The sequence below is a fragment of the Acinetobacter sp. R933-2 genome, assembly GCF_030325485.1.
Classification (GTDB): domain Bacteria; phylum Pseudomonadota; class Gammaproteobacteria; order Pseudomonadales; family Moraxellaceae; genus Acinetobacter; species Acinetobacter sichuanensis.
In genome coordinates, this window is sequence record NZ_JACAIJ010000021.1 from 1 (window position 1) to 11,883 (window position 11,883).

Consider the following 11,883-nt stretch of genomic DNA (forward strand, 5'->3'; position numbering starts at 1 on the left):
TTTTTGCTCATGGTAAACTCCTGATGAGTATGTTTAGTTTACCAAGTTAAAGTCTCCGTTTTTATCAGCACACATCATACCTCTAAATTTTAAATATGATATTACAGATAAAGAATTTTATGAAGAATCCGATGATTTCATTAATTGGGTATTCAATCATAGAAAGAACAATGAAATTAAGATTGAAGATATTAAAAGATTGAATCAAGATTTAATTAATCATATTCATAATATACTTCAATAAGATACTACCTTAGATTAAGAAAATAAGTAAAACTCTTAATTGATTATAGAGTTTTTTATAAATATCTAGAGTAAGGCTCGTCCTTAAGGGATCGAGCCTAATTTCATTTGTTAATGCTCTTTGTTGAGCAGATGATTACACCTGTTCTGGTGGTTCAATTTTTTCATGCCGACTTAGGCCATATTCCATTTCATATTTCTACTGCTAAGCAATAGTTTTATGCTTGTCTAATCTAGAAGAACAAGCCACGATTTTTTCATGCTGGTGTAGCATTATCCCGATTTAGATCTCAGGCAAACAGAGGTGGTCCCACTTGTTTGAACAACTAAAAGCTTATTTATAAGTGATATTCTGCTCTAGTTAAGCTACCTTATTTTGTTGTGGTAGCTGGTCATAGTAAAACTCATCTGGAGTCATTTTGTCCAGACTCGAATGAGGTCGTTTCAAATTATAAAATTCAAAATATGCGTTTAATTGCTTCTTCGCATCCAAAACATTGCTGTAGGCTTTGAGATAAACCTCCTCATATTTAACGCTCCGCCATAATCGTTCAATCATCACATTATCGACCCAACGACCTTTACCGTCCATGCTGATTTGGATGTCATTTGATTTTAACACTTCAATAAACGCATCACTGGTAAATTGACTGCCTTGGTCTGTATTAAAGATTTCAGGTCGACCATATTTTTCAATAGCTTCATTTAATGTTTCTATACAAAATGCAACCTCCATACTAATCGATACGCTATGGGCAAGCACCTTACGGCTGTACCAATCAATCACAGCACATAAGTAGACAAAGCCTTTGCCATAGGGATATATGTTATATCCGTTGCCCATACTTGATTACTCCGTTGAATATTCAATCCTTTGAGCAGATATGGATATTTACGGTGAGCTTGATTGACCTGACTTAGATTTGGTTTACGATATAACGCATTAATGCCCATTTTTTTCATTAAAGTACGTGTATGACGTCGTCCTATATGATGTCCTTGACGGTTCAATAAATCACGCATCATACGGCTACCTGCAAAAGGGTATTGCATATGTAATTCATCAATACAGCGCATCAGCTTCAGATCTGATGCACTCACAGGTTTTGGGCAATAGTAATAACAACCACGGGAGACTTTCAGTAGCTTAGCTTGCTTAGATACTGAAATCTGAAGTGAGTCGTCGATTAACTTTTGTGGTTGAAGCGGCCCAGTTTCTTCAACACACCTTCTAAAAAATCAATTTCTAATGCCTGCTCACCGATTTTTGCATGTAGTTTTTTTAGATCAATGGGTGGTTCTGCTGGAGCTTTTGATTGATCGAAGGCTTGCGAGGAAGCCGAAATCAATTGATTTTTCCAGTCGATAATTTGGTTTTGATGAACATCAAATTCAGCACTCAATTCAGCAAGTGTTTTTTCTGCTTTAATCACAGCAAGTGCTACCTTAGCTTTAAAATCATTTGAATGATTTCTTCTTGGTCTACGTGCCATAAAATACTCCTTATATCGATGTTTATAACATCATTTGGGGAGCAAAATATCACTTATAGGTGTTGTTCAAATTTCCTGATCCACCTCTGTAGTGCTTCTCATACAAATGAACAGATTACTAATAACGATTTAAAGTAATCCAATATTTGCCTGTAATTGATTACTTTTGCGTTAGGCGAACTAGGTGGCACTTTTAGCTGATGTGTTTTAAGCCAATCATACGGTTGGTAAGCGCTCTTAATTCTACATCAACAGTCTTTTTAATCCTAAATAACAGAAAATTGAGTTGCGGAATAAAGTAAAGATGAATGGTAACTATAATGGTTAATTAAAGCTAAACACCTTAATTTATATAAATATAAAACAAATACTTATAATTTTATATGATGCGTAACTTACGCATCATACTATATCTGTAAATTTCGCTATAATAAAAATTTCATGCATAGTTAGTCACTTCATGAAAATTTATGTAATGGGCGAATAGAATTAGATATTGAGATATAATTTAAATCTGTATCAGCAGTCAGATGAATTTTAGAACTATTTCCACCAAAACTTTTAGAAATATCCTGACCTTTTATTCCAGAAGAATGTTGATGTGCCTAAACATGGCTATCATCAATAAAAACTCATTCCATATCCGCAGTAGAAGATATTAATTTAAATATTTTCATCAACTTATTATTTTTAGATCATCGATTGTTTTTTCTAAATATTGAATTATATGAGCCAAGTTCTTTTGGAAAATCACGTCAAGAACAGCCAACTTTTATTCTATGATGGATAATTTAGTTATTATCTTTTACGCTTAAGCCTTGGATGTAATAGGGGACAGGTACTACAGTATTCAATTGGATCCGAAGCTTGATAATAAAAGCAACAACTTTTTCGAAATCTGATCTCTGCATCTAAGCTGTCAATATAAGTCTTTGTATGATTGAAACGTGTAAGTGGGTTATAGCCCATGTTAAAAAGGTCAAAATTTTTAGGGTCTAATAAAAAATTAAAATCATTTATAATACGTTGTTTTACATGAAGGCATTGAACATTCTGCATTCTTTTTTCATATAATAGATATACTCGGACTGCTGTATTTTCCCATAAAATTCTAGAATTAACCTTGCTTATATTGACAAAAGCTTGCCACAATTTTGTTAAATTTTCTGCAAATAATTGTCGAATTATATTTCTTCGCCATTCATCTCTATCATCAGATGGGGCACATATATATGTTAAATCAGAGAGCGGCATTTTTGACTGCCATAAGCGATGATTAAAATTGTAATCTAAGTAACAATTGTTGGCAGAGAAATTTAAGCCCTTATCAAATATAGTCATTGCATACAAGCAAGAGGCTGTCGTCAAAAAAGCAATCCGCTTACTGAGCAAAGAAGCCGTTACTTTTATGGATGGAGAATGGATAATGGGTGTTAACTCAATGAGCAAGTTCTCACACTGTAACGGATCTATGATTAAATCTTGAATGTGTAAAGTTGTTGCTAGATTACGCTGATTTGAATGAATCAATCCTAAGTTTTTGGATAATACATCCCATTCTTCACCCGTAAATAATGCGGTATGCATATGCATCAGCCTTTCTCATCACTGGGTAAGTTAGATAAAATATTTTTTTTGATTTGTTGCTGACCTTTACCATAAGGAATACACAATGGTGTACCAAACAGCGGATCTTCTGTGATCAAACAATTTAAACCAAATACATCTTTAACGGTTTTAGCATCCAAAATTTCAGTAGGACGACCTTGCGCATAAACCGTTTTTTGAGCGACTGCGATCATATGATCTGCATAACGACATGCTAAATTTAGGTCATGTAAAACCATGATGATGGTTTTCTTATGTTTTTTATTGAGATCAAATAATAAATCTAAAATATCAATTTGATGTGCTAAATCTAAATAAGTTGTTGGTTCATCTAATAATAATATATCTGTATCCTGTGCTAGAGTCATTGCAATCCACGCCCTTTGTCGTTGACCACCTGATAATGAATCAACTGCTCGATCTCTTAATGCAAGTAATTGTGTTTGTTCGAGTGCTTCATTCACTTTCAATTCGTCTTCTCTTGACCATTGTTTTAACCAATTTTGGTGTGGGTAGCGCCCCATTCTCACCAATTGATAAACCGTTAATCCTTCAGGAACGACAGGAGATTGCGGTAAAATAGACAATTTTTTTGCGACAAGCGCCGTTGCTTGCTGGTGAATATCTTTTCCATTTAATAAGATTGCCCCTTGTTTAGGTCGTAATAAGCGTGCAAAAGATTTTAATAATGTACTTTTTCCACAGCCATTGCTCCCCACTAAAACAGTGATTGAATAGAGAGGAATATTTAGATCTAAATCTTCAATGATATTATGATTTTCATAAGCAAGAGTCAGCATATTACTTTGCAAAGGATACATTGGACTATTCCTTAAAAACGTTGTTTGAGTAGCAAGTAAATAAAAAATGGGGTGCCAAATACAGCAATAAAAATGCCTGCGGGTAAATCCAAAGGTAAAAAAACAGTTCGCCCAATCAAGTCTGCTAACATCACTAAATTTGCGCCAACCAAGCCGCTTACCCATGCTAAGCCACCAAAAGATCTGGGTACAAACATACGGGCAATATGAGGTGCGATGAGTCCAACAAAAGCAATCGCACCTGCATAAGCAATTGCGACAGCAGCAAGTGCAACAGCAATAAAAAGTAAACACATCCGATTAGGTTCAGGATTTAATCCTAAACCGACCAAAATGCTATCTTCGAGTTCATGTGGGTTAAGATGTCTAGAGAAAAAGATGAGCAGTGGAATAATAAGGATAAGCCAAATACTCAAATGCGCAATGTCTTGCCATAAAGCACCGTAGACACTACCAGTCAACCATACAAAAGTTGATAGCGTTGTATTTAATGGACCTAAAACAAGTGTTAAAGTCGTAATAGCACCTAAAATAGTAGAGATCCCAATCCCCATCAACACTAAGCGTATGCTTGTAGTACCACTTTTCCAAGATAATAAATAAATGAGTAATGCCGCACACCATGCACCCAAAATGGCAAATAAAGGTAACCAATGTAGACTTAACTGTGCGCTCAAAAAGGTCATAAAAATGACAACTGAAACTGATGCGCCAGAGGTCACACCTAAAATATCAGGCGAAGCTAATGGATTTCTCACAATATTTTGTAGAATTAAGCCAGAGAGTCCTAAAGCCATACCGACCAAAAATGCCAACACAATACGAGGTAATCTCAAAGACTCTATAATGAATGTATATTCACTTTGCGTTGTAGTGAAAAGCTCTTTCAAAATTTGGTCAAAGGGAATAAAAACTTTTCCTAGCGATAATGAAATCAGACTATGTATAATCGTCAGAATGAATAAACAACAAATCACCCAAAAGGTTTTAATGTGGATGAGGCGTGAAAACTTACCAAAACGTAAGTTTAACGTTTTAGCCATTTCGCATTCCTTGTCTAATTAAGTAAATAAACACAGGACCACCTAATAAAGCAGTCATCACGCCAATAGGTATTTCTTGTGGAAAAATAAGGATTCGAGCAATGAGATCAGAGATTACAAGCAATAGTGCTCCATAAATAATACAACCTGGGAGTAACCATTGATAATGCTTTGAAACAATAAGTCTGACGATATGCGGAACGATTAATCCAACAAAGGCGATACTACCCGCTATGGCAACAGCACCCCCTGCCAGTAAAATGATGATGAGTCCCATTGTAATTTGTAATAAGACCGTTCTTTGCCCAAGACTTTTTGCGATTTCCTCACCCGCCATCAAGATGTTGATTGGTAAAGCAAGGACTAAGCTCAGCACTAAACCTAGGCATAAAAAGGGGAAGATAGGTGCAACAACATTTAATTGACGGTCTGAAATCGAGCCTGCTAGCCAAAATAAAATACTGTCTAAACTTTCTTGGTCTATGACTAACATAGCTTGTGTTAAAGCTGTAAACAGTGCCGAAATAGCGGCACCAGCCAAAACAAATTTTAATGTATGTAATTGTCCATTCTTTGCAGTACCTAGAAAATAAACAAGACAACCAGCAATGGTGGCACCAAGCATTGCCAGATACATATAATCTTGAATTCTAGACAGGCTAATAAAACTTGAAAAAATGACAATACTAAACATTGCTCCAGAATTAATGCCAAATAAGCTAGGCGATGCAAGAGTGTTGCGTGTTAATGCTTGCATGAGCGCACCTGCTACGGCTAAACAGGCGCCAATAATGAGTGCAAGTACTGTTCTCGATATACGTGTTGTTTGAACTAAAATGTGTTGTAAGTTTGTAGGGTCATAATGCTGAAATGAATCTAACACAATATTTGGCTGAATAAATTCATGACCAATTGATAGACTCAAAATTGAGAAAAAAAATAATAATAAAACACCTATAATTAATGCAAAAATAGGTTTGAAATCATGGTTAAGACTGTTAGCAACACAAATTTTGAATAGAGGTTTCATATTTATTTTTTGACTTCCTCAATTTTAAAAATCTGATTAATTTCATCTAAAACTCTATTGGCGCCTAAAATACCTCCTGTTAAATTCCAATTCACTGTATTCACAAAATAAATCTGTTTTTTTTTGTGATGCTCTTAATTGTTTCCATAAAGCATGTGATTGCCAAGTTGTAAAATTTTGTTTCGTCGTTGGGCTATTTCGCATAAAAATAAAAAAAATATCGGCATCCAGTAAAGGAATACTTTCTTTACTTGTTAGCTTTTGCAAAGCCCATTGTTGCTTTGAGGAAACCTTAGACCAACTAAAACCAAGTTCGGATAAAATTTGACCTGAAAAACTATGTGGAGAATATGCTCTTAAATGATCATCTCGGATTTCAAGTAAAGATACTTGTTGTGGCCAATGCTCTGCATAGCGATGTTTAAGTTGAGATTGCGTGTTTTTAATGCGCTGATTCCATTGTTGTAACAGCATATTGGCTTGTGGTTCTTTGCCAACTGCTTGACCTACAATTTTTAAAGTATCTTTAAATTCATATACTTCTGTAAGCATCACAGTAGGAGCAATCTGTGACAGAATTCTATAGGTTTTTTCATTGCGAAATTTTGATGCAATAATTAAGTCAGGTTTTAAACGCGCGATATCTTCTAAGCTAGGTTGTGTCTCTAAACCGACATAATGCAATTGTGGTAAATGTGGGCGTAAATATTGGTACATCGGTTTTTCAGACCAAGATTCAACAGCTCCAATAGGTTTAATTCCTAGTGCCACTAAAGTATCGGTGGCTCCCTGCATTAAACTGACCACGCGTATTGGTTGACCATAGATCGTGGTTTTCCCCATAGCGTGGTGGATGGTTCGACTAGGCACTGTATCAGCACGCACATCGTTCATTAATAAAGTGAATAGCAGAAAAATAGCATAGAGAAAATCAATAATACGATGCTTTCTGGTCAAAACTTTACGAGCTGATATTATGAATAGCATTATAATTAGATCTATAAAAATTTATGGTATTGTAAAAAAGGATTCGGTATTTGCCCTTTACCGAATGGCATGCTGCCTGGATCATCGTCATCATGCTCAAACATTGGCGTAAGAAGCATTTTAAATGGCCAGCATTCTTCTGTAAAAAGTAGTTTATTAAGGAGTATTTTCATAGCGTAATCAAGTTCAATTTCTTTAATTACCTGTTTTATACTTGTACTCATGTCTTGCCATAAAATGGCAGGCGGTATCTGATAAATTTGTGCTAATGTCTCAATAATGGCACGTAGATTAACTTGAATTCCGAGTGTTTGAAAAAAGAAAAATAAATCTTCAGGTTGTTGATTGTATAAAGTATTTGGATAACCTTTTTAATACTGTATTTAGGATCATATAGACCATTTTTTTCAAGTAATGGCACACATACGCGTAATGCATCATGATCACGCATTAAAATGCCTTGGGCATGCCCATCTTTTCAGACAAATACAGCATTTTGTCCATGCATTTCTCCAACCATTCCTAATTTAAATAATCTTAAATTTACGTTGTAAAAGCAAACACATAACTCTTTAAATAAAAGTCTTACAGATGAGTGATTTGTTGGTAGTTGACGATATTGCATCCAATCATCAAAAAAATGATGAGCGCTATTTGGTATGACAGTACCCAAAGTTGCCATAGGAATCAGCTTGAATTGCGAATTTTCCAATAGTTCATTTGGATAGTGCCTAAGCATTGCTGATAAATGCCGAGGCTCTTGAGCATATAATATTTCATTGTCAGGATGATAATCATGAATATTTTCTGGCAAATACGCCCACCAAATCGCTTCATCACATAACCAGAGCTTATCTTGTAATTCAGGATCTTTAGAAAGTGCATCTTGCAAAAGTTGTTGACTTTTTTGTCCATTAATCATTTTAATTGCTGGCAAATAACGTGCAGAACATAAAGAATAGATGTCCATAGGTAATTTTAAGTAAAATGGACTTTCTGAATCAGGTGCTAAGGAACGCAATGAAGACGTTGCGTTGAAAGGTGAAGATTGAAATTTTAAAGCAATACATGTTTTTTGGATAAATGTATCGGGTAGGAATTTTTGTATAACTCGGTCAAATTGCCATGGGTGAACAGGAAGTGCAATATGGCTATCTAGAACATTCAATTTTTCAAGTTCAGCGAGAAGTTCAACTTGCTCATGTGAGTTTAAAAAGTAATGTAAAGGATGCTGTTTGGAAATATCTTTAACACCATGACCAAGCATCAAATAATCTTGATTAACTGCAATCCAGAAGAGTGGAATTTTCTTTGAAAATTCAGCCATATATTGACAATAATCTTGTTGATTCAATCCTATTTTTGCTTTTGCAAGAGGATGATATGGTCTGTCTCGTAAAGAAGCCCACTGTTCCATGCATTGAAAAAATTCAGCAGGGCTTTTTGAAAAAAGTTTTTGATGGTTGATCTGATAATTTTGCGACCATTCAAGCTGTTTAATATTTTCTTGTAATAAATCTAAAAATTTATGCATTGCTTTAGGTTTATTTGGATAATATTTTTCTGCTGCATAGCGCATAAATGTTACAGGATCTAGAATCACGATTTGATTGGATGATTCTTTTTCAAATGAATGAACAGCATAAACAGGCGTGTTGCTCACCTTTTGCCATGTTTGAGTTAAAGCTGGTATCAATGCTATAAGAATATAAAGGTTTTCATTCGGGATACTGAGCTGCCAAATTTTCGCTTCAGTCTCTAAATTTGGAAATAGACGAGCGCTCGTTAGATGTGGTGTAATCTGTATCAATTTGTCCCATTGTTCAAGACCATATAACTGTTCAGAAATATCGCCAAAAAATTCTTCGACCAATAAACCATCGACGAGATCTTGCATAACCGAAATAGTTGCTTGTTTAAATAAATTTGGATGAGTATTCACACTATAATTCCTTATACTTGAAGCTCAACAAAAATTTCACTTTGTGCTTGGGTTAAGCGACTTGATAAAGCTCGGAACGCAATTCCACGCTCATCTCCTAAAACAAAAATATTGATCCCTAAATTTACCCAATATTGTTGTTCTGAAGCTTGTCTTGGAATTGCGGAATAAGGAACGTTGAGTGCTTTACAGGTATCAACAACATGTAATAAAGCGTGTTGTACAACTTTATTTTCGATTTGCCATGGCACTCCTAATGATTGAGAGAGATCTGCAGCACCTTCAAGGACAAAACTAATGCCTTCTACAGATGCAATGCTTTGGATATTGGCGACACCAAGTTGACTTTCAATCATAGGAATAACCATGATTTGCTGATTCGCAAAAGCCATATAATCTACAAGACCTCGCTCACCAAAGGCATAAGAGCGACCAAAAGCTCCTGGTCGACCTGCATTTAAACTACGTTTACCTTCTGGGTAATATTTACAGGCTTCTATACATTGTTGTACTTGCTCCCCATATTCAACCATAGGCAGTACAATGCCTTGTGCGCCAGCATCTAAAATCTTCAACATCATTTTTGAATTAAAATCAGACACACGGACTAATGGTGTCAAGTCGAAACCTTCAGCTGCACGAATCATATTTTCTAATGTCTCAGGATTGATCATGACATGTTCAGTATCAATAATTACAAAATCGAAACCTGCTTCACCAATGATTTTGATCGCTGAAGGTGAAGGAATTGAGCAAAACAATCCGAAAACAGCTTGTTTCTGCGTGATCTTTTTGAGCAAAGTATTTTCTTTCAGCATGTTTTTATCTCTTTTAATGCATTATTTGGTGTCTGATGAGTTTGGGCAAAAGCGGCTAAAGGATTATTCACATATTTAAAACGTGGTTGTGCATCGCCAAAGAGACGCAGTTTGGTTAATTCTTCAACTTGAATTTGTGCGGTAAATACATCAAATAATTTGAACCTTGTCTGATGTTGAGGGTGTTGGTGTTGATAATCATGAATACAATCAGCAACCAATTTCCAGAAACTCTGTTCGGAATAGTGGTATTGTTGATAAAGAAAAATTGCGAAGTCAGCTAAGCAAATAAAAAAGAAACAGTCGCATGTGATGTCTCGCACAGCATTTGGATCAGTTGTGATGACATGCGAGTTATCATTTTTTTTGGCGTGATGTTCAGGCATAGAAATGAGTTGAGGGGCAAGCTCAGCTCTTGCCAAATGTTGGACAGAATAACGTATACCATCATGGAAATCCTTTAGTGCTACGCGAACAGGCCATCCATTTTTATGTATTAAAATAATATTTTGAGCATGAGATTCCATGCCTATACCCTCAGCAAAGAGCATATGGATGACAGGCAGTGTTGTCACTCGAATCAATTGTTTAAGCCATGCTTCTAAACCGTATTGTTCAACCCAACCCGAAATAATCGGTTGTTGATTGGGTTCTAAGTAACTAAAACCATTTAATGGAAAAGCCTCTTCATCTTCACGTAAATAGGGATGAATACTTTCACGCCAAATAACGCCCAATGCTCCATAACATTTTTGCTGTGTTGATGGCGGCAATGATTCATCAGCATAACCAACACCTACATTTTCATTCAAAATCACAAAATCTAAGTGTTGAGCAGTCGGGTCTGATTCGATTAAATACTGTAACCAATCACTGATAAGTGGTGCATTCATTACAGTATGACGTGATAAAGTACGTTTACTGGATGTGTTGGTAATCCCTAAAGCGAGTTTGACATAGGGTTTATTAGGATCAGTGAAATTTGCTAAGGAGCGAATAGATTGCTGAGCACGGTAACATTCAGACGATTTACCCAATAAGATCATTTTTTGTTGTGCAATCTGCAACATAAAAAGTGAACTAATTTCATTGTCCCATTGCCAAGGATGAACAGGCAAAATCCAATAGTCATTGGCTGCTTTACCTTGCAGCATCAACATATTTTGAAAGCTTTGGTATTGCTCATGACCGATTTGTTGTTGAATAAATTCCACATAATTTAGCTTTTTAGATACATTTAAGCCGATTTCAGATTTAACAACAGCTAACCAAATTAGTTGAATATCTTGTTTAAATTCAGGAGAAAAACGAAAATTATCCTGTAAATTAAAACCTATACGGGACTTATAGCAAGGATGGTAAGTATGTGCATCGAGCAAATAGCTTTCAAGCGCATCATATTGACGTTCTGATGAAGATAAAATGTGTTGACCGCATAGACTACGGGCTTGAGCATCTTTAAGTAATGTTTGTTCTAACTCATCAATAAATGAGTCTAGATGAATGGTGTTCGGTAGAGGTAAAATTAACTCTTCAACAATTTGTTGAAACGTCGCATTTTCACGACTTTCTTCAGTAACACGTTGAACTACATTATTTTTATCTAAACGAATTAAGTCAAAACTTTGATAAATTTTACCAATACATTCATAACGTATGTCCTGAGTATCTTGCATTTTGACATGGATGGTAAATAATGTCTTTTGGTCTGTAAGCACATCTTGCTCAAACTCGAAGATGTGTTCAAACAGCATGGTTTGTATTAGTTGGCGTATAACACGTTGTTCAACTTTTTCAAAGATATTCAGGTGTAATGGTGTTAGCCAAGTATTATGTTGCTCTATATTTGGGGTGATGACAGGAGTATGGTAATTTAATGAATTCATGAGCTAATCCTT

9 protein-coding genes and 2 pseudogenes are annotated in these 11,883 nt (G+C 35.4%); all 11 read right to left on the reverse strand.

Annotated features, from left to right (window positions below):
• Positions 1 to 604: 604 nt before the first annotated feature.
• Positions 605 to 1,736, reverse strand: a pseudogene (locus HX005_RS17630) (IS3 family transposase).
• A 500-nt stretch (positions 1,737 to 2,236) separates the two neighbouring features.
• Positions 2,237 to 2,524: pseudogene (locus HX005_RS17635) on the reverse strand (IS5/IS1182 family transposase); the annotation flags it as partial.
• Between the two features lie 10 nt (positions 2,525 to 2,534).
• A complete protein-coding gene (locus HX005_RS17640; RefSeq protein WP_286378345.1) occupies positions 2,535 to 3,323 on the reverse strand; it encodes a (2Fe-2S)-binding protein in 789 nt (262 codons plus the stop codon).
• Positions 3,324 to 3,328: 5 nt separating this feature from the next.
• Positions 3,329 to 4,165 (reverse strand): ABC transporter ATP-binding protein, encoded by an 837-nt coding sequence (locus HX005_RS17645; protein ID WP_286378346.1) that lies wholly within the window; start codon positions 4,163 to 4,165, stop codon positions 3,329 to 3,331.
• An 11-nt stretch (positions 4,166 to 4,176) separates the two neighbouring features.
• The gene (locus HX005_RS17650; RefSeq protein ID WP_286378347.1) at positions 4,177 to 5,208 is read right to left on the reverse strand and encodes a FecCD family ABC transporter permease; all 1,032 of its coding nucleotides are present in this window, start codon (positions 5,206 to 5,208) and stop codon (positions 4,177 to 4,179) included.
• Positions 5,201 to 6,238 (reverse strand): FecCD family ABC transporter permease, encoded by a 1,038-nt coding sequence (locus tag HX005_RS17655; protein WP_286378348.1) that lies wholly within the window; start codon positions 6,236 to 6,238, stop codon positions 5,201 to 5,203. Before HX005_RS17655 ends, HX005_RS17650 begins: the two co-directional genes overlap by 8 nt.
• 54 nt (positions 6,239 to 6,292) lie before the next feature.
• Complete coding sequence (locus tag HX005_RS17660; protein WP_286378349.1) at positions 6,293 to 7,132, reverse strand: ABC transporter substrate-binding protein; 840 nt, start codon at positions 7,130 to 7,132, stop codon at positions 6,293 to 6,295.
• 104 nt (positions 7,133 to 7,236) lie between these two features.
• Positions 7,237 to 7,527 (reverse strand): hypothetical protein, encoded by a 291-nt coding sequence (locus HX005_RS17665; RefSeq protein WP_286378382.1) that lies wholly within the window; start codon positions 7,525 to 7,527, stop codon positions 7,237 to 7,239.
• Positions 7,528 to 7,703: 176 nt separating this feature from the next.
• Positions 7,704 to 9,167 carry an IucA/IucC family protein gene (locus HX005_RS17670; protein ID WP_286378350.1) on the reverse strand — a complete coding sequence of 488 codons (1,464 nt, stop codon included), beginning with the start codon at positions 9,165 to 9,167 and terminating at the stop codon, positions 7,704 to 7,706.
• Positions 9,168 to 9,178: 11 nt separating this feature from the next.
• Entirely contained in the window at positions 9,179 to 9,985 is an 807-nt protein-coding gene (locus tag HX005_RS17675) for an HpcH/HpaI aldolase family protein (RefSeq protein WP_286378351.1), read from the reverse strand.
• Entirely contained in the window at positions 9,979 to 11,871 is a 1,893-nt protein-coding gene (locus tag HX005_RS17680; RefSeq protein WP_286378352.1) for an IucA/IucC family protein, read from the reverse strand. Before HX005_RS17680 ends, HX005_RS17675 begins: the two co-directional genes overlap by 7 nt.
• Positions 11,872 to 11,883: the final 12 nt, after the last annotated feature.